This is a genomic window from Pediococcus argentinicus (genome assembly GCF_001437605.1).
Taxonomy (GTDB): domain Bacteria; phylum Bacillota; class Bacilli; order Lactobacillales; family Lactobacillaceae; genus Pediococcus; species Pediococcus argentinicus.
The window spans coordinates 1-25,754 of sequence record NZ_JQCQ01000003.1 but is presented as its reverse complement, the minus strand read 5'-3'; the positions used below and the strand labels follow the sequence as shown (position 1 = coordinate 25,754).

At 37.9% G+C, this 25,754-nt stretch carries 24 protein-coding genes; 17 read left to right on the top strand and 7 right to left on the bottom strand.

Going from position 1 to position 25,754, the window contains the following annotated elements:
• Window positions 1–18: 18 nt before the first annotated feature.
• From mnmE to rpmH, 5 genes are all read right to left on the bottom strand, one after another.
• A complete protein-coding gene (mnmE, locus tag IV88_RS01230) occupies window positions 19–1,413 on the bottom strand; it encodes a tRNA uridine-5-carboxymethylaminomethyl(34) synthesis GTPase MnmE (protein ID WP_057797906.1) in 1,395 nt (464 codons plus the stop codon).
• Between the two features lie 150 nt (window positions 1,414–1,563).
• A complete protein-coding gene (locus IV88_RS01225) occupies window positions 1,564–1,914 on the bottom strand; it encodes a helix-turn-helix domain-containing protein (RefSeq protein WP_057797903.1) in 351 nt (116 codons plus the stop codon).
• 136 nt (window positions 1,915–2,050) lie between these two features.
• A complete protein-coding gene (yidC, locus tag IV88_RS01220) occupies window positions 2,051–2,890 on the bottom strand; it encodes a membrane protein insertase YidC (protein WP_057797901.1) in 840 nt (279 codons plus the stop codon).
• On the bottom strand, window positions 2,887–3,249 hold the full coding sequence (gene rnpA, locus IV88_RS01215; RefSeq protein ID WP_057797899.1) for a ribonuclease P protein component: 363 nt from the start codon (window positions 3,247–3,249) through the stop codon (window positions 2,887–2,889). The genes yidC and rnpA overlap by 4 nt, the downstream gene beginning before the upstream one ends.
• Window positions 3,250–3,349: 100 nt before the next feature.
• Window positions 3,350–3,484, bottom strand: a complete 135-nt coding sequence (gene rpmH / locus IV88_RS01210; RefSeq protein ID WP_057797897.1) for a 50S ribosomal protein L34 — start codon at window positions 3,482–3,484, stop codon at window positions 3,350–3,352.
• Window positions 3,485–4,003: 519 nt separating this feature from the next.
• Between rpmH and dnaA the strand changes: the two genes are divergently transcribed.
• The 13 genes from dnaA (at window position 4,004) to IV88_RS01145 (ending at window position 19,409) form a co-directional block, all read left to right on the top strand.
• Window positions 4,004–5,365, top strand: a complete 1,362-nt coding sequence (gene dnaA, locus IV88_RS01205) for a chromosomal replication initiator protein DnaA (RefSeq protein WP_057797894.1) — start codon at window positions 4,004–4,006, stop codon at window positions 5,363–5,365.
• A gap of 179 nt (window positions 5,366–5,544) precedes the next feature.
• Window positions 5,545–6,684: a DNA polymerase III subunit beta gene (dnaN, locus tag IV88_RS01200; protein WP_057797893.1), complete on the top strand. Its 1,140-nt coding sequence runs from the start codon at window positions 5,545–5,547 to the stop codon at window positions 6,682–6,684.
• A 241-nt stretch (window positions 6,685–6,925) separates the two neighbouring features.
• Complete coding sequence (gene yaaA / locus IV88_RS01195) at window positions 6,926–7,153, top strand: S4 domain-containing protein YaaA (protein WP_057797891.1); 228 nt, start codon at window positions 6,926–6,928, stop codon at window positions 7,151–7,153.
• A complete protein-coding gene (recF, locus tag IV88_RS09160; protein ID WP_057797889.1) occupies window positions 7,154–8,278 on the top strand; it encodes a DNA replication/repair protein RecF in 1,125 nt (374 codons plus the stop codon).
• Window positions 8,279–8,281: 3 nt separating this feature from the next.
• Window positions 8,282–10,225: a DNA topoisomerase (ATP-hydrolyzing) subunit B gene (gene gyrB, locus IV88_RS09155; RefSeq protein ID WP_057797887.1), complete on the top strand. Its 1,944-nt coding sequence runs from the start codon at window positions 8,282–8,284 to the stop codon at window positions 10,223–10,225.
• Between the two features lie 60 nt (window positions 10,226–10,285).
• The gene (gyrA, locus tag IV88_RS01180) at window positions 10,286–12,796 is read left to right on the top strand and encodes a DNA gyrase subunit A (protein WP_147165211.1); all 2,511 of its coding nucleotides are present in this window, start codon (window positions 10,286–10,288) and stop codon (window positions 12,794–12,796) included.
• A 189-nt stretch (window positions 12,797–12,985) separates the two neighbouring features.
• On the top strand, window positions 12,986–13,276 hold the full coding sequence (gene rpsF, locus IV88_RS01175; RefSeq protein ID WP_057797883.1) for a 30S ribosomal protein S6: 291 nt from the start codon (window positions 12,986–12,988) through the stop codon (window positions 13,274–13,276).
• Window positions 13,277–13,324: 48 nt separating this feature from the next.
• Complete coding sequence (gene ssb / locus IV88_RS01170) at window positions 13,325–13,837, top strand: single-stranded DNA-binding protein (protein WP_057797881.1); 513 nt, start codon at window positions 13,325–13,327, stop codon at window positions 13,835–13,837.
• Between the two features lie 21 nt (window positions 13,838–13,858).
• Window positions 13,859–14,098 (top strand): 30S ribosomal protein S18, encoded by a 240-nt coding sequence (gene rpsR, locus IV88_RS01165; RefSeq protein WP_057797879.1) that lies wholly within the window; start codon window positions 13,859–13,861, stop codon window positions 14,096–14,098.
• A 142-nt stretch (window positions 14,099–14,240) separates the two neighbouring features.
• Window positions 14,241–16,247 carry a DHH family phosphoesterase gene (locus tag IV88_RS01160; protein WP_057797877.1) on the top strand — a complete coding sequence of 669 codons (2,007 nt, stop codon included), beginning with the start codon at window positions 14,241–14,243 and terminating at the stop codon, window positions 16,245–16,247.
• A 3-nt stretch (window positions 16,248–16,250) separates the two neighbouring features.
• A complete protein-coding gene (rplI, locus tag IV88_RS01155) occupies window positions 16,251–16,703 on the top strand; it encodes a 50S ribosomal protein L9 (protein ID WP_057797874.1) in 453 nt (150 codons plus the stop codon).
• A gap of 30 nt (window positions 16,704–16,733) precedes the next feature.
• Complete coding sequence (dnaB, locus tag IV88_RS01150; protein ID WP_057797873.1) at window positions 16,734–18,119, top strand: replicative DNA helicase; 1,386 nt, start codon at window positions 16,734–16,736, stop codon at window positions 18,117–18,119.
• Window positions 18,120–18,221: 102 nt separating this feature from the next.
• Window positions 18,222–19,409 (top strand): MDR family MFS transporter, encoded by a 1,188-nt coding sequence (locus IV88_RS01145; RefSeq protein ID WP_057797871.1) that lies wholly within the window; start codon window positions 18,222–18,224, stop codon window positions 19,407–19,409.
• A 233-nt stretch (window positions 19,410–19,642) separates the two neighbouring features.
• Here IV88_RS01145 and IV88_RS01140 read toward each other — a convergent pair whose 3' ends face one another.
• On the bottom strand, window positions 19,643–20,488 hold the full coding sequence (locus IV88_RS01140; RefSeq protein WP_057797868.1) for a DNA/RNA non-specific endonuclease: 846 nt from the start codon (window positions 20,486–20,488) through the stop codon (window positions 19,643–19,645).
• A 183-nt stretch (window positions 20,489–20,671) separates the two neighbouring features.
• Here IV88_RS01140 and IV88_RS09530 point away from each other — a divergent pair, with 183 nt between their 5' ends.
• Window positions 20,672–21,199: a C40 family peptidase gene (locus IV88_RS09530; RefSeq protein ID WP_083486814.1), complete on the top strand. Its 528-nt coding sequence runs from the start codon at window positions 20,672–20,674 to the stop codon at window positions 21,197–21,199.
• 62 nt (window positions 21,200–21,261) lie between these two features.
• Here the strand turns inward: IV88_RS09530 and IV88_RS01130 are convergent, their stop codons facing one another.
• Window positions 21,262–21,630 carry a DUF1304 domain-containing protein gene (locus tag IV88_RS01130; protein WP_057797865.1) on the bottom strand — a complete coding sequence of 123 codons (369 nt, stop codon included), beginning with the start codon at window positions 21,628–21,630 and terminating at the stop codon, window positions 21,262–21,264.
• 480 nt (window positions 21,631–22,110) lie between these two features.
• On the opposite strand from IV88_RS01130, the gene abc-f reads away from it, so the two are divergent.
• The 3 genes from abc-f to IV88_RS01115 all read left to right on the top strand — a co-directional run bounded on the left by abc-f (window position 22,111) and on the right by IV88_RS01115 (window position 25,720).
• Window positions 22,111–23,601: a ribosomal protection-like ABC-F family protein gene (gene abc-f / locus IV88_RS01125; protein ID WP_057797863.1), complete on the top strand. Its 1,491-nt coding sequence runs from the start codon at window positions 22,111–22,113 to the stop codon at window positions 23,599–23,601.
• Between the two features lie 214 nt (window positions 23,602–23,815).
• Window positions 23,816–24,277, top strand: a complete 462-nt coding sequence (locus IV88_RS01120; RefSeq protein WP_057797862.1) for a universal stress protein — start codon at window positions 23,816–23,818, stop codon at window positions 24,275–24,277.
• Window positions 24,278–24,343: 66 nt separating this feature from the next.
• Complete coding sequence (locus tag IV88_RS01115; RefSeq protein ID WP_057798003.1) at window positions 24,344–25,720, top strand: Nramp family divalent metal transporter; 1,377 nt, start codon at window positions 24,344–24,346, stop codon at window positions 25,718–25,720.
• Window positions 25,721–25,754 lie beyond the last annotated feature (34 nt).

The window sequence follows — 25,754 nt, the reverse complement described above, 5'->3', positions numbered from 1 at the left end:
TATTCCCACTCCGTAATTTTATTTTCCTAAACAGAACTGACTAAATAGTTGATCTAATAATTCATCTTGATAACTATCACCAGTGATTTCACCAAGTAGCTCCCAAGCTCTAGTCATATCAATCTGTACTAAATCAACTGGAATATCATTATCAAGACCTTCTAAAACTGAATCTAAAGCATCAGAAGCTTGTTTTAGTAGTCCAATATGACGTGCATTAGTTACCATAATATTATTAGAATTATTTTCAATATTACCTGCGAAGAACATCTTCGCGATTCTTTCTTCTAGTGCTTTTGTGCCTAGTGGCTCGATTGCTGATGAATTAATTAACTCATCATTTTTAACCACATTATGAAGTTCATTTAAGTCAATCTTAGTTGGTAAATCAGTTTTATTTAGCACGACGATTCGTTTACTACCTTCAGTGAGCTTCAATAGCTGTCGGTCTTCTTCTCGTAAAGGTACACTGCTATCTAATACTAGAACCACCAAATCAGCTGTACTGATAGCTTTCTTGCTACGTTCAACCCCAATTTTTTCAACCTTATCATCTGTATCATGAATTCCGGCTGTATCAACTAGTTTTAATGGGACTCCTTGCACATTGACATATTCTTCAATTACATCTCGGGTTGTTCCAGCAACATCAGTTACAATCGCTTTATCTTCATGTAAGAGGTGATTTAAGATACTAGATTTTCCAACATTAGGATGACCAACAATTGCAGTTGCTAATCCATCACGAAGTACCTTACCTTGCTTAGCCGTTGCTAACAACATTTGAACTTGGCCTTTAACTTCAACTGCTTTTTCTCGCAGTAATCGACTAGTCACCGTTTCAACATCATCGTATTCAGGATAATCAATGTTTACTTCCACTTGAGCCAACACATCTAAGATATCTTGACGTAAATTAGCAATCAAAGTCGATAAATTACCATCTAATTGGTCCAAAGCAACCTTCATCGATTGATCCGTCTTAGCACGAATTAAATCCATCACGGCTTCAGCTTGAGACAAATCAATCCGTCCATTTAAGAAGGCGCGTTCAGTAAATTCACCAGGTTTAGCCAAACGAGCTGAACCACCTAAAATCAATTGTAAAATTCGGTTAGTTGCAACAATCCCACCGTGACAGTTAATTTCAACAACGTCTTCTCGCGTATACGTATTAGGTGCCCGCATGACTGATACCATTACTTCGTCAACTTCTTGTTCCGTATCTGGATCAATAATATGGCCATAGTTAATAGTATGACTAGCAACTTTATCTAAGTTCTTTCCTTTATAAAGTTGACTAGCTACCTCAATTGCATTTTCTCCACTAATTCGGATAATCGAGATTCCACCCTCACCAGATGGCGTTGAAATTGCGGCAATCGTATCAAACTCTGTAGCAACGTTTTGCATAGTATTTTCCTTTCATTCCAATAAAAAAAGTGCCACTCCACCCAAAATAAGCCGGGTGGACAAAGCACTTTCACTACTTCATCGTATTCAATTTATCTGAGATATATCTTAAAAGGTTATGGGGCGTTTGTCAATTCAAAATGTTTTCGTCTACTTAAATGCTTGAATTATCATTGGAATAAACCAAGTTAACCAGCCACCAAAAGCAAAAACTAAAAACAAATACCACCACGGGTTACGCAAGTAGACGCTCATATGAGAGCTATCCTTTGCTCCACCAACAGTAATTCGTTCTCTTAAATCTGGACTACCTTTAACTAAAGGATCTAATCCAACATAAAGAACTTCACTAAGCTTGATCAAGGTTTCGGTCTCGGGATATTTTCGACCTTCCTCGTAGTCAATCACATCTTGAGTGGAGACCGAAATCTTATGGGCCAATTTTTCTTGGGTCCAGGCGTGTGATTCTCGTTGCTCACGAATCTGCTCACCAAATTTCATAATGTCTCACCTCAATTCAAAAATCAGCGACACACTATAGACAGCAATGTGATATTGAGCTGCAATTGAAGTTAACAATGAACTTCAATTGCAACAAAAAAAGATTGATGACTTCTGTCATCAACCTTATTTTAACTTATTTACGCTTACTTTGGGTAGCTTTACGCTTAGCCTTTTTAATTGCACGTTCGCGATCTTTTTCGGCCTGGAGCTTAGCTTCACGCTCTCGATTGATCTTAAATGGATTTTGAATAACTAACGTTTGTCCCACTTGGAACAAGTTAGTAACAACCCAGTATAGTGAAACCGCAGATGGAACACTCAAAGCGGTGAAGAAGATAATGATTGGCATACCATATGTCATCATTGAAGTTACTCCACTAGCTGATGATTGTGGTTGAGACTTCATTGATAGCCATGTACTTACAAAAGTAAATAAGGCAGCTAACACTGGCAAAATGAAGTATGGATCCTTATCACCAAGGTTAAGCCACAAGAATGTACCTTCCTTTAATACTTGGGTACGACTAACGGCCGCATACAAAGCATATAGAACTGGCAACTGAACTAAGAGTGGCAAACAACCGGCAACTGGATTAACACCTGCTTCAGCATATAGCTTTTGTTGTTCTTCACGAAGTTTTTGTTGTGTTTCAGTATCCTTAGAAGAATACTTCTTTTGTAACTTTTGAACTTCCGGTTGAATTTCAGCCGTTTTCATTGAGGTTCTTGTTTGATAAATCATCAGTGGTAAGATCACGATTCGAATAATAATGGTAAAGATGATAATACCCCAACCATAGTTATTGCCGAAGATCTTAGAAAGATAAACAATAAACTGGGAAAAATGGTAAACAATTACGCCATCCCAGAACCCCTTACTATGACTAGTAATTGGTGCAGTACCACAAGCTGTAAGAATTAACGACAAAGCCGCTAAACTTGTTAATGTGATATTTCTTTTAAAATGTTTCACTTTTCTTCCTCACTTTGATCTGAAACAAATAAACCAGCTAAATGAAAGACATGGTTCAATTGTTCCTTGGTTTCTTTCATAGGTAATCCAGAAGTTTGAGGGCGGGCGATGACTAAGAAATCAACATCACGACGTAATTCAGGTTTCATTTCCAAAATGCTTTGCCGAATTCTTCTTTTAACAAAGTTTCGCATTACAGCATTACCGATTTTTTTACCGACCGAAATACCCACTCGAAAATGAGGTTGATCTGGTTTGTCCATAACGTAGACAATAAATTTACGATTTGCAAAAGAATTATGTGTTTCAAATACTTTTTGAAATTCTAATTCTTTTTTGATTCGAAATGATTTACGCATGTTTCCCTCTCCCAGACTTTAAATCACACATATTATATGTATAAAAAATAAAATCCTTCTCTGAATTAACTAAAATAAAAGACCACTGGGATCAGTGGCCTTATGCAGATAATACTCTTCTACCTTTTTGACGTCGACGGGCCAAAACTTTACGGCCGTTACTTGTACTCATGCGTTTTCGGAATCCGTGAACGCGTTGACGATGACGTTTCTTTGGTTGATATGTTCGCTTCATTAGTGATCCACCTCCTGGAAATAACACAATACTGAAACTGAAAAACATTTATTTTAAAAAATCAGTTTATGTTCCTTTTAACAATTACCATAATATATTAGCATAAAATCCCAACAAATCAAACCTCGAATTTAAAAAAATACGCCGGCTTATTAACAATATCGGGCAGCTACAGTTCATTAGCTGTGGATAAACTATAAATCGATTTTATTCTGTGCACAACCTTTTGAACGGATTTGACCCTAAATCACACCTTGTTCAAAAAGTTATCCACAAATATCAAAAAATCTGTTAATAAACTATTCCATCCTTGATGTGACGCTCTTTTTTATCCACAGATTTTTTTAATTAACGGTTAATATCTGGTTAATAATAACCAAGAAGTCCACATATTCAGTGCCTGTGGATTATTCCATTAACTTGATGTTCCTAATCTTAAATAGTTTTCCACAATCTGTGGAAAACTTTATTTTTTCATGTTAAAATTTACTAGCAAATTAAACCGTTGGAGGAGTTCTCGTGCCCAATTACAATGAATTATGGAATCAAATTGAATCTGAACTAAAGAGTGAATCTTCCATGTCAAAGGATGCCTTCCATGAATGGATTGATGCTGCTGAACCATTATCACTTAAAGATGATGTTCTAACCATTCTGTTGCCTTCCTTTGTACATCGTAGTTACTGGAATGATCATATTAAGAATTCTGTTATGGAACATGCTTATAAAATTACCGGTAAACCGATTCGCTTCGAGTTAGTTTTAAAGGATGAGATTAAAGAAGAAGCAAAACCTGAACCAGTTCAAACTACCTTAACTCCTGAACCTGAAAAGCAACCTTCCTCAGAGTTTATGGAAGAAACTAAATTAAATAGTAAATATACTTTTGAAACTTTTGTTACTGGTAGTGGTAATCAAATGGCTCACGCTGCAGCTTTAGCAGTATCTGAAGATCCCGGAACTTTATACAACCCGCTCTTCTTCTATGGTGGTGTGGGACTAGGAAAAACCCATTTGATGCACGCCATTGGTCATCAAATTTTGAAAAATGATCCTAAAACTCGTGTTAAATATGTAACTAGTGAAGCTTTCACTAATGATTTTATTAACTCAATTCAAAAGAACCGGCAAGAAGAGTTCCACCAGACTTATCGTAACGTTGATCTTTTATTAGTAGATGACGTGCAATTCTTTGCTGATAAGGAAGCTACCCAAGAAGAATTCTTCCATACTTTTGAATCCTTATATAATGATCAAAAACAAATTGTTCTAACATCTGATCGTTTACCAAATGAAATTCCTAAGTTGCAAGAACGTTTGGTTTCTCGTTTCAAATGGGGCTTATCCGTTGATATTACACCTCCTAATTTGGAAACAAGAATTGCAATTTTACGGGAAAAGGCACTAGCTGATGAAATTGAGATTCCCGATGAAACTTTGAACTACATTGCTAATCAAGTTGATTCTAATATTCGTGAATTAGAAGGTGCCATGGCACGAATTCAAGCCTACGCTACTTTACAAAATGCCCAAATTACGACAGAACTTGCTAGTGAAGCCCTTAAGAGTCTTAACTTTGGCACTAACCTAAGTCATTTAACAATCGATATCATTCAAAACAAGGTTGCAGCTTATTTCCATGTGACTGTTAGCGAAATTAAAGGTAAGAAACGAACTAAGTCCATTGTTATTCCGCGTCAGGTGGCTATGTATCTAGCTCGCGAACTAACTGATAACTCATTACCTATGATTGGGGTCGAGTTTGGTGGAAAAGATCATACAACTGTTTTACATGCCTATGAAAAAATTAAAAAAGACATTGAAACTGACGATGATTTACAACGCCAAGTTGGAGATCTCAAAAGTGAGCTGAAACCTTAGATTGTGGATAAGTGTGGATAACTTCTCAATTACTTCAACAAGTTATCCACAGGCACTTTCCCGTTAAACAGCTCGATTCTTTCTTTTTAAACAGAAATCACAGCACTATTACTATTACTATCTTTTATATATAATTAAATATATTAAAAACGTCACCAAATAAAAGGAGTTCCAAACATATGCAATTTACTATTAAACGAAATGCTTTTATTAAAAAGTTAAATGCCGTTCAAAGAGCAATCTCTTCTAAAACGACTATTCCAATATTGACTGGTTTAAAACTAGAAGTTGAAGATGATCAAATCATTTTGACTGGTAGCAATACTGATATTTCAATTGAAACTACAATTTTAACTAGCGATGAAGAAGCTGGATTAAACATTGAAAGTACTGGATCAGTAGTTTTAACAGCTCGTTTCTTTGGTGAAATTGTTAAGAAACTCCCTGATGAAACTCTTACTTTAACTGTTTCAGATGGTTTCCAGACTACAATTACTTCTGGGGCAGCTGAATTTAAGATTAATGGTTTAGATGCTAATAACTTCCCACATCTACCAGAAATTGATAGCCAAACAACAATTGAATTGGACTCTGAAGTATTTAGTGAATTAGTACGTGAAACTGTTATCGCTGTTTCTAACCAAGAAAGTCGTCCAATATTGACTGGGATTCACTTTAAGTTAGATGGTGATCAATTAACTGCTGTTGCAACGGATAGTCATCGTTTAAGCCAACGAATTGTAAAGCTTCCCGGCAACACAACGGAGAGTTATGACATCATTATTCCAGGTAAGAGTTTGATTGAACTTACCAGAATGTTGGATGAATCAGTTAAGACAATTAAGATGCAGGTTTCTGAAAACCAAGCACTCTTCACATTTGACGATACTTTATTCTATTCACGTTTGTTAGAAGGTAACTATCCTGATACATCCCGTTTGATTCCAACTGAATCAACAACTAACTTGGAATTCTCAGCATCTGATTTGTTAGCTTCCATCGAACGTGCTTCATTACTTTCACATGAAGGTCGTAACAATGTGGTTAAATTAACCGTTAGTGCTGCTGATCAAGTTGTTAAAATTTCAGGTGATTCTCCTGAAGTCGGAAATGTTGAAGAACAGATTGCTACTAAATCAGTGACTGGGGAAGATTTAGAGATTTCATTTAACCCTGATTACATGAAAGATGCGCTTCGTTCTTTCGGTCAAACTGAAATCGATATGTCCTTCACATCTGCATTACGTCCGTTCACATTGGTACCAACTGAAGATCGTGAAAACTTTATTCAATTGATTACTCCTGTTCGAACATTCTAAAATCAGCAAGTGAAAATAAAATTAAGCTAATTTGGACTAAATCCAAGTTGGCTTTTTTTGTTTGTTTTAGTCGAAGAAGGCTAAAATTGCGAAAAAATACTCATTTCGGGTAAATAAGCTCTTTTTTAATAAAAATGGTTCAAGACAACTAAAAACGCTCAGAACGCGAAAATCTGCCGATAAAATTGTTTTTACCTCCTAAAAACGGTATAATACAGAGGTATATTGTGAGGGTGAAGACATGGAAAAAGAGATTAAAATTACAACGCCATTCATCACATTAGGCCAAATGCTAAAAGAAGAAGGCATTGTTGGTACTGGTGGTCAGGCAAAATGGTACTTGAGAGAAAATACGGTTCTTGTAAATCAGGAACATGACGATCGTCGCGGTCGTAAATTATATCCGGACTACGTTATTGAGGTTCCGGGAGAAGGCAGTTTTATAATCAAATCAAAGTCTGGTAAGTAAATGTATTTAAAAACTTTGCAGCTGCACAATTTTCGTAATTATTCGGAGTTAGAAGTGCAGTTTGGACCTGGTATTAACGTTTTGTTGGGTGAAAATGCTCAGGGTAAAACCAATTTATTAGAGTCAATTTATTTTTTGGCATTGACACGTAGTCATCGAACTTCTAACGATCATGATCTGATTAACTGGAAAGCCAAAGAAGCTTTGGTTAAGGGTGAAGTGCAAAAGGATTTAAGTGCAACACCATTAGAGATTTCACTGACTTCAAAGGGTAAGAAAGCCAAAGTAAATCATATCGAACAGAGTAAGCTCTCTTCGTATATTGGTCAGTTGAATGTGATCTTATTTGCGCCGGAGGATCTTTCGATTGTAAAAGGTGCTCCAGCAGTTCGACGTCGGTTTATTGATATGGAGTTTGGACAAATGAGCCCCAAATATCTTTATAACTTGGCTCAGTATCGAGCAGTTTTGAAACAACGTAATCTTTACTTGAAACAGTTGCAGATGAAACAAAAGGCCGATGAGGTCTTTTTAGATGTTTTATCGGATCAATTGGCAGCACATGGCGCTGAAATCATTTTTCAACGAATTGCCTTTTTGGAGAAGTTAGAAAAGTGGTCACAGGGCGTCCATCATGAAATTGCACAAGGTAAAGAAGAGTTAACGTTTCAATACGTTTCACCTTTAACGTCAAAACAAGTGGATTCAGTTGAAACAATCTATGCTGCGTTACAAGAGCTCTTTCAAAAACAACGTAGTAAAGAGATTCAACAAGGACGGACGTTGGTTGGTCCACATTTGGACGATGTTCAATTTCGAGTGAATGGCAAGAATGTTTCAACTTTTGGTTCCCAGGGCCAACAACGAACCACTGCACTGAGTGTTAAGTTAGCTGAAATTGACCTGATGAAAGAGGAAACAGGCGAGTATCCAATTTTGCTATTAGACGATGTGCTATCTGAATTAGATGACAGTCGCCAAACCCATTTACTGACGGCAATTCAAAATAAGGTGCAAACCTTTATTACAACGACGAGCTTAAGTGGCGTCGCGCAACAATTAATTAACGAGCCGAATGTCTTTAACATTCAGCATGGAATTTTGGAATCAACTGAGGAGGAATAACTGGTGGCAGACGAAAAAGAAACCAAAGAAGAATTAGCAAAAGAATATGATGCGAGCCAGATCCAAGTTTTAGAAGGACTTGAGGCGGTTCGTAAACGTCCCGGGATGTATATTGGTTCAACTAGCTCCCAAGGTCTCCATCATTTGGTATGGGAAATTATCGATAATGGTATCGATGAAGCGTTGGCTGGATTTGCTGACAAGATTGATGTCGTTGTTGAAAAAGATAACAGTATCACGGTCACTGATAATGGTCGTGGTATTCCAGTTGATGTTCAAAAGAAGACTGGTAAATCAGCCCTCGAAACAGTTTTTACAATCCTTCATGCTGGTGGTAAATTCGGCGGTGGCGGATACAAAGTATCTGGGGGACTTCATGGTGTTGGGGCTTCCGTTGTTAATGCGCTCTCAACTGAATTAGATGTTCGGGTCCTTCGTAATGGCGAAATCTATTACATGGATTTTGCGCGCGGTAAAGTTAAAACTGAAATGAAAGTTATCGGAGATACGGATCCTGAAGCACGTGGAACCATTGTCCATTTCGTTCCAGATCCAGATATCTTCCAAGAAACAACTGAATATGATATTAAAGTGCTTAGAACCCGAATTCGTGAGTTAGCCTTTTTAAATAAGGGTTTACGAATTACTTTGAAGGATATGCGTCCTGAAAAGCCCACGGAAGATGATTTCTTATACGAGGGTGGAATTAAGCACTACGTCGAATATTTGAACGCAGGAAAAGAAGTTATTTTCCCAGATCCAATCTACGTTGAAGGCATTAAAAAAGGTATTACGGTTGAAGTTGCTATGCAATATACCGAAGGATACCAAAGTAAGTTACTAACATTTACAAATAACATTCATACCTACGAAGGTGGAACCCATGAAGAAGGATTCAAACGTGCTTTAACTCGTGTAATCAATGATTACGCTAAGAGTTCTGGCATTCTAAAAGATAACGACGAAAAGTTGTCTGGTGATGACGTTCGTGAAGGTTTGACTGCCGTTGTCAGTGTTAAGCATCCAGATCCCCAATTTGAAGGTCAAACTAAGACCAAGTTGGGTAATTCCGATGCTCGAACAGCTGTTAACGAAATTTTTTCAGAGCATTTCAATAAATTCTTGATGGAAAACCCAACAGTGGCTCGTCAGGTTGTTGAAAAAGGAATGTTAGCATCCCGAGCTCGAATCGCTGCTAAACGTGCGCGTGAAGTAACACGTAAGAAGAGCGGTTTGGAACTTAATAATCTACCAGGTAAATTGGCTGATAATACTTCTAAAGATCCTGCAATCAGTGAATTGTTTATCGTCGAGGGTGATTCCGCCGGTGGTAGTGCTAAATCAGGTCGTTCACGTTTAACACAAGCAATTTTGCCAATTCGTGGTAAGATCCTGAACGTTGAAAAAGCAACGTTAGACCGTGTTTTAGCTAACGAAGAAATTCGTTCATTGTTCACTGCACTAGGTACTGGATTTGGTGAAGAATTTGATGTTACCAAAGCTAATTATCATAAATTAATTATCATGACTGATGCCGATGTCGATGGTGCACATATTAGAACGTTGTTATTAACATTGTTCTACCGTTACATGCGTCCGATGATTGACGCTGGGTTCGTTTATATTGCTCAGCCACCTCTTTACCAGGTTCGTCAGGGTAAGATGATCCAATATATCGATTCCGACGAAGAACTTGATGAAGTGTTGGGACAATTGCCACCATCACCTAAACCAGTTATTCAACGATACAAAGGTCTTGGTGAAATGGATGCGGAACAACTATGGGATACAACCATGAATCCAGATAATCGTCGTTTGCTTCGAGTTTCAGCTGAAGATGCTGATGCAGCTAGTGCTGATTTTGAAATGTTGATGGGTGACAAGGTTGAACCTCGTCGTAAATTCATCGAAGAAAACGCGGTTTACGTTAAGAATTTGGATATTTAATTTGAACAGTACGGTTAAAATAACTACCAAACAAGGAGGTAGAACGATTTGCCAGAAGAAATGCCAAGTCGAATTACAAACGTCAATTTAGGAAACGAAATGCGGACCTCATTCTTAGATTACGCAATGAGTGTTATCGTAGCTCGGGCCCTACCAGACGTACGTGATGGATTAAAGCCAGTGCATCGTCGTATTTTATACGGGATGAATGAACTGGGAGTTACACCTGAAAAACCATATAAGAAATCTGCCAGAATTGTTGGGGATGTTATGGGTAAGTACCATCCCCATGGTGACTCCGCAATTTACGAATCAATGGTTCGTATGGCGCAAGACTTTAGTTATCGTTACATGCTAGTTGATGGTCATGGTAACTTCGGTTCCGTCGATGGTGATGGCGCCGCTGCTATGCGTTATACCGAAGCTCGAATGAGTAAGATTACTTTGGAAATGCTCCGTGATATTAATAAAAACACGGTTGATTTCCAAGAAAATTATGATGGAACAGAACGTGAACCTAAGGTTTTACCAGCTCGTTTTCCAAATTTACTAGTTAACGGTGCAACCGGGATTGCTGTTGGTATGACAACCAATATTCCACCGCACAATTTGGGTGAAGTAATTGCTGCTATTCATATTTTGATGGATAACCCAGAAGCAACTGTTGCTGATTTGATGGAAGCTGTTCCCGGTCCTGATTTTCCTACTGGCGGAATTGTTATGGGTAAATCTGGTATTCGTAAAGCTTACGAAACTGGTCATGGAACGATTATTTTACGTGCCAAAGTGGATATTGATACAGAAAAAAATGGTCGTGAAAAGATTGTTGTCACTGAGTTGCCTTACATGGTTAACAAGGCTAAGTTAATTGAACGAATTGCTGAATTAGCTCGTGACAAACGAATCGAAGGAATCACTGACGTTAACGATGAATCTGACCGTGAAGGGTTACGAGTAGTTGTTGATGTTCGTCGTGATACCAGTGCTTCAGTTGTCTTAAACAACTTATACAAAATGACCTTAATGCAGACCACCTTTGGATTTAACATGTTGGCAATCGTTGACGGTGCTCCAAAGATTCTCAGCTTAAAAGAAATTTTACAGAAATACTTAGTTCACCAAGAAGAAGTTATTACTCGTCGTACACAATTTGACTTGAAACGGGCTGAAGCTCGAGCTCACATTTTAGAAGGTTTACGAATTGCCCTTGATCATATCGATGAAATTATCTCGATTATCCGTAATTCACAAACCGCTGAAGTAGCTAACGATCAATTGATGAACAACTATTCACTTTCAGACAAACAAGCACAAGCCATTCTTGATATGCGTTTGGTTCGTTTAACTGGTTTGGAACGTGAAAAGGTTGAAGATGAGTACAACAAAGTTATGGCAGCCATTACAGACTACCGTGATATCTTGGCTCATAAAGAACGTGTTAACCAAATTATTTATGACGAATTACTAGAAATTCAAGCTAAATTTGGCGATCCACGTCGAACCGAATTGATGATTGGTGAAGTTTTAAGCCTTGAAGATGAGGACTTGATTGAAGAAGAAGACGTCATGGTTACGTTAACTCACAATGGTTACGTTAAACGAATGGCTACTTCTGAATTTAAGACTCAGCATCGTGGTGGTCGTGGAATCCAAGGGATGGGTGTTCATGATGACGACTTTATTGAGAACCTAATTTCTACTTCAACCCATGACGTGCTCTTATTCTTTACCAACGCTGGTAAGGTCTACAGCATGAAGGGTTATGAAATTCCCGAATACAGTCGTACTGCTAAAGGAATTCCAGTTATTAACTTGCTCGGTGTTAGCAACGGCGAGAAGATTCAAGCCGTCATTAACATTGGTCGTAACAATGGTGATGAAGACAACGAAAATCGTTTCTTGTTCTTCACAACCTTGAAAGGTGTTGCTAAACGAACACCGGTTAGTGAGTTCTTGAATATTCGAAGCAATGGTCTTAAAGCTATTAATTTGAAAGAAGAAGATGAACTAATTAACGTTGCGATTACTTCCGGTGATGAGAACATTATCATCGGAACGCATAAGGGTTACGCAGTTAGCTTTAGTGAAAAGGATGTTCGCTCAATGGGACGTTCGGCTACTGGGGTTCGCGGAATTCGTTTGCGGGATGAAGATTATGTTGTTGGTGTTGATATTCTTAAACCAGATAGTAATGTCTTAATCATTACGGAAAATGGTTACGGAAAACAAACACCAGCTGGCGAGTATCCAATCAAGGGTCGTGGTGGTAAAGGTATTAAAACTGCTAATATCACTGAAAAGAACGGACCATTAGCTGGATTAACGACTGTCAGTGGTGAAGAAGATATCATGTTAATTACGGATCGTGGAGTTATGATTCGCTTTAATATTGATTCAGTTTCACAAACTGGTCGTGCAACACTTGGTGTTCACGTAATTCGAATTGATGAAGGATCAAAGGTAGCCACAATGGCTAAAGTTGCTCCAGAACCGGATGAGGAAACTACTGAAGTTGAAGAACAATCAACAACTGCAGAAGTAACAGAAAATCCAGAAAAAACAGAAGAATAAAAATCAAAACCTGAATTTCGATGTACTTAGTTATATATCGTAAATTCAGGTTTTTTGTTTATTGGATTGCTTCTATGAGTTACAGGTGTTATACTTTTTATTTGTGAGTTGCTCACTATTTGGAGCAAACTTTCCTTGTTCTCTACGTTGTGATAGAGAACCTATAGACCGTGAGGAGGTGTAGAACACATGGAACAAAAGAACTATGAAATCACTTATATCATCGCTCCTAATCTAGATGATGCTGCTAAAACTGCTCTTGTAGAACGTTTTGACGGTATTTTGAAGGATAATGGCGCTGAAGTTATTGATTCAAAGGACTGGTCCAAACGTCGTTTTGCTTATGAAATTGGTGGATTTAACGAAGGTATTTACCACGTCATCAATGCAACAGCAACAGACGACAAAGCCCTTAACGAATTCGACCGTATTTCAAAGATTACTGATGGAATTCTCCGTCACATGATCGTTGTCCGTTAATATAAACTAAGAACTTAACTTTTAAACAAAGGAAGGAGCGGATCCTATATGATTAACCGAACAGTACTCGTAGGACGCCTAACAAGAGATCCTGAATTACGATATACAGGTAGTGGTGCTGCAGTTGTATCTTTTACAGTTGCTGTTAACCGCCAGTTTACGAACTCACAGGGAGAACGGGAAGCCGATTTCATTAACTGTGTAATGTGGCGTAAAGCTGCAGAAAACTTCGCAAACTTTACTCGAAAGGGTTCCCTCGTTGGTATTGATGGTCGTATTCAGACCAGAAATTACGAAAACCAACAGGGCCAAAGAGTGTTTGTAACGGAAGTCGTTGCTGATAACTTCTCATTGCTTGAATCTCGTTCAGAATCTGAACGTCGTCAAAGTAGTGAAAGTCACAATGATAGTCAAGGATCTATGCCTTCTCAACCATCATCAAATCCATTTGATGCGGGTCAATCAGATTCAGGTGCACAACAACCAAATAGTAATCCGAATGATCCATTCGCTAACGGCGGACAATCAATTGATATCTCTGATGATGATTTACCATTCTAATAATTAGAGGAGGGAAATCACATGGCATTTCAAAAACGTGGTGGTAACCGTCGTCGCCGTAAGGTAGATTACATTGCTGCTAATCACATCGAATACATCGATTACAAAGACACAGAACTTTTAAAGCGTTTCATCTCAGAACGCGGAAAGATCTTGCCTCGTCGTGTTACAGGTACAAGTGCTAAGAACCAACGTCGTTTGACTATTGCAATCAAACGTTCACGTATCATGGGCTTACTACCATTCGTAGCAGAAGACTAATATTAATCAAAAACATTAGACCGTTTGGTTTAATGTTTTTTTATTTTACATAAAGAATATTGAAGCAGCGTGACTAGGCCACAAGTGAACCTATTTATGCTAAAATTAACATAGTGTTGTTAAATTCAGACGGGAGAAAACCATGAAATTTGTAGATCGCATTCCAGCCTTCATACGAAATCCACGGGTTGCAGTTTTAACTGGTGTAATCATATTCTTATCACTAGTTGGACTGGCCTTGGCTTTCTATATCAATATTATTATCGGCTTAATCATGCTGTTGTTGGTTGTGATAGGCGGTGTATTTAGTGTACGCACTCTTGGCGTATTGGCTGAAGAGACCAATAAGTACATTACAGACCTTTCATTTCGGATTGATCGAAGTGAACAGGAAGCTACACTTTCAATGCCTGTCGGAATTTTAATTTATAGCGAACAAAATCGAATTGAATGGGTTAATCCGTACTTACAAAGATATTTTGGTGATAAACAGGTTTTGGGACGTCCTTTAGAAGATGTTGATAAAGACTTGGCAGGTTTTATAAAAAACTATAATGCTGAAGATGCTGATACGACTCACATTACGTGGGGTGAAAATCGATTTGAAATTACGGTTGAACCAGAAGATCATGCGGTTTACCTAATGGATATTACCCTCTACGCTAAGATGCAAGAGGCCTTTGATAATCGAAAAGTGGTTATTGGACAGATTTTCTTAGATAACTATGACGAAATCACACAATCAATGACTGATTCTGATATTTCCAATTTGAATAATTTCGTTACCAATCAGGTTTCTGGTTGGGCTGAACAATTTGGAATGTATCTAAAACGCGTTGATGATGATCATTTCTTTGTCATTATGTATCGTGAGACTTTAGACAAAGTTGAAAAAGATAGTTTCAAGTTGTTGGATACCATCCGAGAATCAACTTCTAAACAAAATTCACCGGTTACCCTCAGTATCGGAATTGCTTATGGAGATGATGATTTAAATCATTTATCTGACCTATCACAGAGTAATCTTGATTTGGCTTTGGGTCGTGGTGGTGACCAAGTTGTTGTTAAGACGGATGATGAACAACCACGTTTCTACGGCGGTAAGACTAATCCGATGGAAAAACGGACTCGTGTTAGAGCTCGAATGATTAGCCAAGCAGTTCAAGAATTAATGAATCAGTCTGATCAAGTCTTTGTTATGGGACATTCTCGTCCTGATTTAGATTCAATCGGTGCGTGTTTAGGAATTCGTCGGATTGCTCAAATGAACAAGAAAGACTGTTGGATTGTTTTAGACCAAACCGGTTTGCATTCTGATGTTAGACGATTAATCGATTCACTTGATGAAGATGTTAAGAACTCAATCATCACCCCTGATCAAGCAGTGGAAAATGCTACTAGTCAGAGCCTGTTAGTAATGGTCGATCATTCTAAGCCATCAATCTCAGCAGCACCTGAATTATTTGAAAAATTAAGTAACCGAACAATTATTATTGATCATCACCGTCGAGGAACTGAATTCCCTGAAAATCCAGTTTTGGTTTACATTGAGCCATATGCTTCATCAACTTGTGAGTTGATTACCGAAATGTTCGAATATCAATCTCATGATGGGGATCCAATCCTTCCAATTGAAGCTACCGGAATGTTAGCTGGTATTGAAGTCGATACGAAGTCATTTACCGTTCGAACGGGGACAAGAACCTTTGATGCAGCTAGTTATTTACGTTCTGTAGGAGCTGACGAGGATATTATTCGAGGCTTCTTGAAAGAAAACGTTGATAGCTATCTACAACGAAACCATTTGATCGAATCTGTTGAGTTCGTGAAAGATATTTATGCCATTTGTGTTGGTGAGGATGATACTAAATATGATCCTGTTGTGGCAGCACAGGCGGCGGACTCGTTACTGCAGATTTCTGGAGTCGAAGCGTCATTTGTAATTACGCGCCGTGATGATAAAATAGTAGGAATATCTGCTCGTAGTGGTGGCAATGAAAATGTGCAAATCATTATGGAAGAACTAGGCGGCGGTGGTCATTTGGCCATGGCTGCAACCCAGTTAGAAGATGTCACTGTTTCAGATGCTAAAACGAAATTAGTTGATATTTTAACTAAAACCGATGAGGAAGAAAAAGAGGAGGACTAAATCATGAAAGTTATTTTTCTTGAAGATGTAAAGGGTAAGGGTAAACGCGGTCAGGTTAAGAATGTACCTGATGGTTATGCTCAAAACTTTTTAATTAAAAATGGTAAAGCTAAAGAAGCTAGTGCCGCAGCTATGAGCCAATTAAAGGGTCAACAAAGAGCTGAAGAAAAACATGAAGCAGAAATTCTCACTGAAGCAAAGACACTAAAGACTGAACTTGAAGCTGATAAAACAGTGGTTGAAATCAAGGCTAAGTCTGGTGAAGACGGTCGTTTATTTGGATCAATTCCAAGTAAACAAATCGCAACTGCTTTAGAAAAACAATTTCAAATTAAAATTGATAAACGTAAAATTGAATTACACGAACCAATTAAAACGATGGGATACACGAATGTACCAGTTAAACTTCATCCAGAAGTAACGGCTACAATTCGAGTTCACGTATCCGAACAATAGGATTAGCAACGGTAGTTTGGGAGAAGAAACATGGATAATGGAATTTTAGAGAATCAAACGCCACCGCAAAACCAGGAAGCTGAAAAAGCTGTTCTGGGAGCGATCTTTTTAAGTACGGATGCGATTGTGGATGCCATGGAGTTTATTACGGCGGATGATTTTTATCGTCACGCTCATCAAGTAATCTTCCAAGTTATGGTGGACTTAAATGACGCTGATGAAGCAATTGATGTTGTGACAGTTAATAATGCTTTAACTGAACGCAACCAGATTGAAGATGTTGGTGGCATTAGTTATATCGCTGAATTAGCTGCTTCAGTTCCAACCGCCGCTAATGTGGCTTACTATGCCAAGATTGTGCAAGAAAAGTCGATCTTACGTCGTTTGATTAACACGGCTACAAAGATTGTTACTAGTGGTTATAACCAAGATGGTAGTGTTAGTGAACTGTTAGATGATGCTGAACGTCAAATTATGGAAGTTTCAGAAAACCGTAATAAGGCTGGTTTCAAAGTTATTTCTGAAGTTCTAACAACGACCATGGAAGAAATCGATAAACGTTATCAAAATGATGATGATATTACCGGACTTCCAACTGGATTTAGAGAATTAGATAAAATTACAACTGGACTGCATGAAGATGAATTAATCATTTTGGCTGCTCGTCCAGCGGTTGGTAAAACCGCCTTTGCCCTGAACATTGCTCAGAACGTCGGAACTAAAACTGATAAATCCGTTGCAATCTTCAGTTTGGAAATGGGTGCGGAACAGTTAGTTAATCGTATGCTTTGTGCAGAAGGCAGTATTGATGCGAACCATTTAAGAACTGGTCAGTTGAGTGAAGAAGAATGGCAAAACTTGATTGTTGCGATGGGTTCATTGGCCAAAGCTAATATCTTTATCGATGATACTCCCGGAATCAAAGTTTCTGCGATTCGAGCTCAATGCCGTCGCTTGGCTAAGGAACAAGGTAACCTAGGATTAATTGTGATTGATTATTTGCAGTTGATTGAAGGATCCGGCCAAGAAAATCGTCAACAAGAAGTTTCAGCTATTTCACGTCAATTAAAGAAATTGGCGAAAGAACTAGGGGTTCCTGTTATTGCTCTTTCACAGCTTTCTCGTGGTGTGGAACAACGACAAGATAAACGACCAGTGATGTCTGATATTCGTGAATCTGGATCAATTGAACAGGATGCTGATATTGTTGCTTTCTTATATCGTGAAGATTACTACGAACGTGATAATGAGAGTGATGATCAAAATGATCCACGGGATGAAGAGGATGCTAACGTAGGTCCAGTTGAAGTTATTATTGAAAAAAACCGTAGTGGTGCGCGTGGAACGGTCAACTTATTATTTATTAAGTCCTATAACAAGTTTTCATCGTTAGCCTACGTACCAGACAACGGATAGTACTACTTAAAAGAGCTGAGTTAACACAACAGCGGATGATTTGAAATTTTAAATCGTCCGCTGTTGTTATTAAATTAAGGTATTTATATAAGGGAGGACAACATGCGCGAGTTAAAATTACGATGGCTATTACTGGGTAACTTGATCGACAGTATTGCTATGAGTGCCGTTTGGCCATTAACAACCATCTATATGCATCAGGAATTAGGTCACAGTCTGGTGGCTGCGGGGATTGTTCTCTTTTTAAATTCGGTTGCAAGTATCATTGGAGCATTTGTAGCAGGTCAGTTATTTGATAAGTATGATAGCTATTATTTAATTCTTGGTGGAATTGCATTTACGTGGACGGCAATGTTTGTGTTGATCTTCTTTAATGCCTGGCCTATTTATCCCATTATGCTCGTTTTAATTGGTTTTGGGACCGGTTGGATTGCTACGCTGAGTAATTCACTCGGAACGACTATTCGAGCCCGAGACGGCCGTTATGTGTTTAATATGCTATACTTCGTGCAAAACTTAGGAGTGATGCTCGGAACAGCCCTAGTTGGGTTAATGTTTAAGCATAGTGTGGCACCACTATTTATTGTGTCGGTTGTCCTATTTACTATTTTCTTCATAGTGGCAAGCCTTACCTATCATGTCGATCCAGCAGTTCAGCATCGTCATGTCAATAATGGCGAAACGGCAGCTGGAAAGAGTGTGGTACCCAAAGTTAATATGACAATTATCATGTCATTTTTCATTGGTTTGCTAGTGATGTGGATCTTCTATCAACAATGGAACAGTACGGTTTCAGTCTACATGTTGCAGTTGCACATTCCACTTCGAGACTACAGTTTCCTTTGGACGGTTAATGGATTCTTTATCTTAGTGGTTCAGGCATTAATGAGTGCTTTAGGTGGAAAATTATTCAAGGATCCTTATCACCAAGTGTACTTTGGAATATTCTTCTTCATGTTGTCATTTGGAATTCTAGCCATTGCACATCAGTACTTCTACTTCTTGTTAGCTATGATTGTGCTAACAATTGGAGAAGCGATTGCCTTTCCAACGATTCCAGCAATTGTCAATTTGCTATCGCCGTATGATCAAAAAGGTAAGTATCAAGGTCTAGCCAGTTCATTTCCTTCTGCGGGACGTGCAATTGGACCATTAGTTGGTAGTTCAATTATTGAATTAACTTCTTTTGAAATGTTCTATGGCTTTGGGATGATTGTAATTCTAGTTCTTCTTGTTGTTTTAATTGTTATTATGGAATCAATGAAACGCAGAGCAGAAAACTTTGAATAAAATGAAAAAGAGTCAGAGCAAAAATTTTGCTCTGACTCTTTTCTACGTTCATGAACTTTAATAGTTTAAATCCGGGAAACAAGGCTGACTCTTGTGCTTAGCTACGAAAACCAAACGATTCCAAGTGCGAATCATTCGATTTCCTATGCTATGCTCAGAGTCAAATCGCCTTTTTTCCCACTCTCCTTAGTATATTTAAGTTAAATGAAACAATTGTTGAACTTCATCTGAAACTAGTTCTTTTGGGCGAAACCGTTCGCGTAATTCAAAGTATAACCAGGTTGAACATTGAAAATGTAAACATTGAAACTAATTTTAGAATCTTGAATTGATTGTCCCATCAAATGAATTCCGCTAGCCATTAAATCATTGCCCTTATAAATGGGTTCAACTTGATAACGCACGTCATGGCCAGTTTGTCTTAGATAATCTGCAACGGCATTTTCGTAATTTTGTTGTGAAATTTGGCCAGCATGATCACTAGCATTGCAAGCACGAGTTCCAGTAACTAGATTTTTTGGATTGTTATTTTGACCAGTAAATTGATATCCAATTAAATGACAACGATTATAAAGAGTTCCACCAGGAACGTCAGGAGCTTTCTTAAAGTGCCAAGCGGTTGGATGAATAAATAGACGTTCACGAGTACGTCCACGGGGCATCAAACTACGATTTAGCATGGCGTTAGCTGTATGAGCACGATTCAAGTTATCTAGGTTAGAGAACTGTTGCCATGCGCCACGGTTAGTACTTAGCTCACTACTGTTGAAGGTAGGTTTATTATTGTTAACTTGGATGACAACATCATTGACGTTACCATCCCATTTTAGCTTAGTGAAATCTGGATGACTCTGGTTAGCTTCTTTATTTTCATTCGAAGGTTTTGGAGCATCCATTGCAGTAGCATAGAGGTACTTTTCACCATTGCGGCTAGTGCGATACTCACTCTTAGAAGTAGTTCGGTATGTATTCTTATCACCATTGGAACCAGAATTTGGTAAAACAGAGCAACCAGCTAAGAAGGTTACTCCAAGAAAAACAAGAATGGGGACGAAATATCTTTTAAATACTTTATTCATAATTTCTCCTTATATTGTGATGCTGTAATAATGTGTTATATGCCTGTAATTAAATAACGGTATGGTTGTAATCTCCACTCGGTAAGATAAATCTTGTAAATAAATGACATAGACAAAATTATAGGAGTGAATATTATTATTAATTTCAAAAAAGTTTTAGTAGCCTCAGTCGGTTTAGTAGGTATGACACTAGGTACAGTTGGAGCAGTTTCTGCTAATGCAGCAAACGCTCCTCAACAAAGTGCTCCAGTAGCTGAACAAACACAAAGCTTTGCTCAACCACAATTACAGCCTACAGCTAATACTAATAAAACAGCTGTCGCAACTCCAGTTTCAACTAAGGCTGAATCATCAAACGGAGTCGTTGCAGAAGCATTGAAGCTCGCTAGCATGAACATTCCTTACGTTTGGGGTGGCGAATCACTTAGTGGTATGGATTGCTCTGGTTTAACAGACTACGTTTACCAAAAAGCTACTGGTAAATCTTTAGGTCACTTTACTGTTACACAAGAAAGCAAAGTAACTAAAGAATCAGTTTCAGATGCACAACCTGGCGATTTATTATTCTGGGGTTCTGAAGGATCAACTTACCACGTTGCTATCTACATCGGTGGTGGCCAATTCGTTGCTGCACCACAACCTGGTGAAAACGTTAAAGTTCAATCATTGAGTTCTGGTTTTGCACCAAGCTTTGCTGGACACGTAAACTAATTTAAAATAACAAAATTAAAACTGTGACTAAGGAAGGCTATTGGTCACAGTTTTTTTGTGTCCTAAATGAAGAATAAAACTAGTAAGAATGCGATGAATGCTGGACCACCTTGAATTAACATGATCTTGCGGTAAACCGTTAAACCACCATAGATTGCAGCAACCATTACAAATCCTAAGAAGCATAAGAGTAGAACTTTCATGACACTACCAGTTGGAATAAATAATGCTAGTAGAAGTGCTAAGGCTACAAATCCGTTATAAACTCCCTGATTTGAAAGTGCGACATGAACATTTGGATCAGAAACAACATCTTCGGGCATGTTGAATGCTTTAGAAACTATCCGTGCTGGAGCAACCATTTCTAGTCCCATGATACCAACGTGTTCAATGGCAACGATTAAAACAAGTATTATAGCTAAGATACGCATAATTCTGAATCTCCTTTTAAATTAATTATTGATGTATTTAGTATACCGTAAATATGGAAAAGATATATGTTTCACGTGGAACTTAAATTAAGTAAAACTCTTACACAGTGTAAATTAATTTTACCAGAATATTACAGAGCCTTTAACAGCTTGTTAAAGTCAATGGAAGCTCTTGCATAAAGAAAGTTACATGGTATTATATAGTTAAATTAGGATTCAGAAGGGATGTTGATGGGATTGAAGATTGCTGGTTAATTTTTTGAAAGTATTTGAAATGACGATTTCAGTTATTTTCGGGATTAGTCCGCGATTTTCGGTCTCAGTAATATTACTTCTACAGAATGTTAAATTCTGGTATTTTTGTATATTACTATTGACCGACACTAGGAATGCACACCTAGTGTCTTTTTGTTACTCAAAAACAGAATAATAGTGGAACACCTCGAAGTGACTGCACAAGAAGCAGGGAGATGTTTATCAATGGGAATTATCAGAATTAAAAACTTAAGCTTTAGCTATGACGGACAGATAGATCCGTTGTTCAGTGAAGTTAACTTGGAACTAGATTCGAATTGGAAACTAGGCCTAATCGGACGCAATGGTCGAGGGAAAACGACTTTGTTGCGTATTTTACAAAATCAATTAAAGTTCAATGGAACAGTTGAAACAAACTTAAAATTCAACTACTTTCCGTTACCAGTAAAAGATGGAACACAAACAGTAGAACAGGTTTTAATGGAACAAACTGGAAGAGATTATTCGAACTTCTGGGAAGTTGAACGCGAATTGTCGTTAATTGGATTACCAGATGACATTATTTTCAAAATTTATGAAGAATTAAGTCCGGGACAACAAACTAAGGCTCTTTTAGCAGCGATGTTTGCTGATCGGGAGTCCTTTCAGCTAATTGATGAGCCGACGAACCATTTGGATTATGATGGACGCCAGATTTTAGCTCAGTATCTTAAACAAAAACAGGGCTTTATTGTAATCAGTCATGATCGTCGTTTTCTAAATGATGTGATTGATCATGTATTAAGTATTGATCGGGCTGAAATTTCAGTTTTCCAAGGGAATTACGATACATGGGCTAATGAACGGGAAGCTACGGATCAACGTGAGCGGTCGGAAAAGGCCAATTTACAAAAGGATATTAAGAAGTTAGAACAGGCTTCGCGACAGAAACAAGAATGGTCCCGAGCGACGGAACGTGAAATTCTGGGTCATGGGGTACCGGACCGAGGCTTTATCAGTCATAAGTCAGCTAAGGTAATGAGTAAGGCTTTAAACATTCGTAATCGAGCTGACAAGAAGGTTGAAGAAAAGAAGAGTCTACTTAAGAATATCGAGATTCAAGAACCACTGACGTTGCAGTATGAACCTAGCCGGTCAGTTAAGCCATTAGTTGAAGTGAAAGACTTGATTCTAAAGAGAGATGGTCGAACTCTGAATCATTCCATTTCATTTGAACTTAAAGCGGGTGACCGAATTGTGGTTGAAGGACCGAATGGAGTAGGTAAATCGACCTTCATTAAAGCACTCTTGAACCAAGATATGAAGTTAATTGAAAGTGGATCTGCAAATATTCGAAAAAATGTGACGGTCTCATATTTACCGCAAGACTTTGATCAACTTTCAGGTTCATTAGGAAAATTTGCTGAAGAAAAGCAGGTTGATTTACAAGAATTATTAGCGGCCCTGCGAAAGTTGGGATTTGAAAGAAGTCTGTTCGACCATAATATAGAAGACATGAGCATGGGTCAGAAACGAAAAGTGGCTCTAGCCCGATCATTATGCGAACGAGCAGAGCTGTATATCTGGGATGAACCCTTGAATTATTTAGATGTGATTACCAGAGAGCAGATTCAAGAATTAATTTTAAAATACCAACCAACAATGTTGTTTATTGATCATGATCAGGAGTTTGTTGATCAAGTACAAACTAAGGTTGTAAATCTGAAAAAGTTATAATTTATAGGAGCAAGCTTATTAAAATGGGCTTGTTTTTATTTTGGGTTAATTTAGCTCCAAATGGCTGTTACTAAGCGATTTTGTGTAGCGTATATATTTATAAGTTTAGTATACCTAAAAAAAATATGGTTAAAACCAAATTATTTGTAGTAATTACTTTATACAAGTGTTAATATCATTGAGGGATAAAAAATAATAACAAAGGAGGATCATTATGAAGAATGAGGAATTAAGTAATCCACTTGTATTCCGACGCATCTTATTAACAATCGATGCGGATGATCCAAATTCATCCGTAAATGCATTTCGATATGCCGTTACTATGGCACATGATTATGGTGTAGATTTACACATTGTTTCAGTTTTAGAAGATGATGATATTAATATCTTTGATGCAATGACACCAGGCAAGATTAATAAAAAAGAAGATGACGTTCGTCAAACAGTGGAAGATTACGTTGAAGAAGCTAAAAAAGCTGGGGTCGAAAATGTCCGTGGCATTAGCGTTGGCGCAGGTGACGTTGACGATGTAATTTTAGATCAAGTTATTCCAAAGTTTGACCCAGATTTAATTGTTTGTGGTTCTGACACAGAAGATGCAAGCCACCGTGTTCCAGGAGCGGTTGGTTTACGAATTGCCAGACGAGCACATGTTTCCGTAATCGTAGTTCGATAATTTTTCTTTAATTAAAGAATGTAGAAAAGAGGGATCGGTTTGGCAAAAGAAAAAGATCAAATCAAGATGAAGCACAATAGTGCAAAGGGTACAAAGAACCATCATATGGTCGCTGAGACAGATGGACATAACAAGAGTTTAGATGAGATTAATGGTAGTATCGAAGTTCCACAAAATGCTGGTCCATGGAAGACATTCCTCGCATACTTAGGACCGGGGGTACTTGTTTCAGTTGGGTATATGGATCCAGGAAACTGGATTACTTCAATTTCTGGTGGAGCTCAGTTTAAGTACAAGCTAATCTTCGTTATCTTACTTTCAAGTTTAATTGCTATGTTGCTTCAAGCTATGGCAGCTCGCTTGGGAATTGTAACTGGTCGAGATTTAGCTCAATTAACACGTGAGAGAACTTCAAAAGTTGGCGGAATTATTTTATTTATTATTACAGAGCTGGCCATTATGGCGACCGATGTAGCTGAAATTATTGGTTCGGGTATTGCGCTTGAGTTATTATTCGGATTTCCGCTAATTGTTGGTATTATCATTACCGCATTTGATGTTTTGTTACTCTTGTTGTTAATGAAATTAGGCTTTCGAAAAATTGAAGCAATCGTTGCTACTCTGGTAGCGGTAATCCTGTTTGTCTTCTTGTATGAAGTAGTTTTATCAAGACCAGATATTCCAGGAATCTTTGCAGGATTTGTACCACACAAGGATTTAGTTACAAATCAGTCGATGCTCTACCTTGGATTAGGTATTGTGGGTGCGACAGTTATGCCCCATAACCTTTATCTAGGATCATCAATTTCACAAACCAGAAACTTTGATCGTGATGACGAAAAGAGTGTCAGAAGTGCGCTTCGTTATACAGTTGCTGATTCAAATATGCAATTAACAGTTGCCTTTGTTGTCAACTGTTTGCTATTAATCTTAGGAGCATCACTATTCTTTGGAACTAACTCTGAATTAGGTCGTTTCGTTGATTTATACAATGCACTTGGTAATTCTAAAATTGTTGGTGCTATTGCAAGTCCAGTTCTAAGTATGTTGTTTGCTATTGCCCTTCTTTCATCAGGACAAAGTTCAACTATTACGGGAACACTTTCAGGACAAATCATTATGGAAGGCTTCATCCGTTTGAAGATGCCATTATGGGCACAACGTTTGTTAACTCGATTAATTTCAATCACACCGGTTTTGGCTTTTGCTATTTACTATCACGGTGATGAAGAAAAGATCGAAGGAATGCTAACGTTCTCACAGGTATTCCTGAGCGTCGCTTTACCATTTGCGATGATTCCACTGATTATCTTTACAAGTAGTAAGGCAATCATGGGTCCATTTGCAAATAAGATGTGGGTTAAGATTTGTGCTTGGACTTCAGCAATTGTGTTAGTTATTTTAAACATCTGGCTCATTGCTACGACATTAGGTATTATGTAATTTGTGCAAAATAAACATACTAAGATTAGCTCTG

Coding starts and splice junctions, on each gene's coding strand:
- mnmE (WP_057797906.1), bottom strand. CDS start 1,413: ATGCAAAACGTTGCTACAGAGTTTGATACGATTGCCGCAATTTCAACG.
- IV88_RS01225 (WP_057797903.1), bottom strand. CDS start 1,914: ATGAAATTTGGTGAGCAGATTCGTGAGCAACGAGAATCACACGCCTGG.
- rnpA (WP_057797899.1), bottom strand. CDS start 3,249: ATGCGTAAATCATTTCGAATCAAAAAAGAATTAGAATTTCAAAAAGTA.
- rpmH (WP_057797897.1), bottom strand. CDS start 3,484: ATGAAGCGAACATATCAACCAAAGAAACGTCATCGTCAACGCGTTCAC.
- dnaN (WP_057797893.1), top strand. CDS start 5,545: ATGCAATTTACTATTAAACGAAATGCTTTTATTAAAAAGTTAAATGCC.
- yaaA (WP_057797891.1), top strand. CDS start 6,926: ATGGAAAAAGAGATTAAAATTACAACGCCATTCATCACATTAGGCCAA.
- recF (WP_057797889.1), top strand. CDS start 7,154: ATGTATTTAAAAACTTTGCAGCTGCACAATTTTCGTAATTATTCGGAG.
- gyrA (WP_147165211.1), top strand. CDS start 10,286: ATGCCAAGTCGAATTACAAACGTCAATTTAGGAAACGAAATGCGGACC.
- rpsF (WP_057797883.1), top strand. CDS start 12,986: ATGGAACAAAAGAACTATGAAATCACTTATATCATCGCTCCTAATCTA.
- ssb (WP_057797881.1), top strand. CDS start 13,325: ATGATTAACCGAACAGTACTCGTAGGACGCCTAACAAGAGATCCTGAA.
- rpsR (WP_057797879.1), top strand. CDS start 13,859: ATGGCATTTCAAAAACGTGGTGGTAACCGTCGTCGCCGTAAGGTAGAT.
- IV88_RS01160 (WP_057797877.1), top strand. CDS start 14,241: ATGAAATTTGTAGATCGCATTCCAGCCTTCATACGAAATCCACGGGTT.
- rplI (WP_057797874.1), top strand. CDS start 16,251: ATGAAAGTTATTTTTCTTGAAGATGTAAAGGGTAAGGGTAAACGCGGT.
- dnaB (WP_057797873.1), top strand. CDS start 16,734: ATGGATAATGGAATTTTAGAGAATCAAACGCCACCGCAAAACCAGGAA.
- IV88_RS01145 (WP_057797871.1), top strand. CDS start 18,222: ATGCGCGAGTTAAAATTACGATGGCTATTACTGGGTAACTTGATCGAC.
- IV88_RS01140 (WP_057797868.1), bottom strand. CDS start 20,488: ATGAATAAAGTATTTAAAAGATATTTCGTCCCCATTCTTGTTTTTCTT.
- IV88_RS09530 (WP_083486814.1), top strand. CDS start 20,672: ATGACACTAGGTACAGTTGGAGCAGTTTCTGCTAATGCAGCAAACGCT.
- IV88_RS01130 (WP_057797865.1), bottom strand. CDS start 21,630: ATGCGTATCTTAGCTATAATACTTGTTTTAATCGTTGCCATTGAACAC.
- abc-f (WP_057797863.1), top strand. CDS start 22,111: ATGGGAATTATCAGAATTAAAAACTTAAGCTTTAGCTATGACGGACAG.
- IV88_RS01120 (WP_057797862.1), top strand. CDS start 23,816: ATGAAGAATGAGGAATTAAGTAATCCACTTGTATTCCGACGCATCTTA.
- IV88_RS01115 (WP_057798003.1), top strand. CDS start 24,344: ATGAAGCACAATAGTGCAAAGGGTACAAAGAACCATCATATGGTCGCT.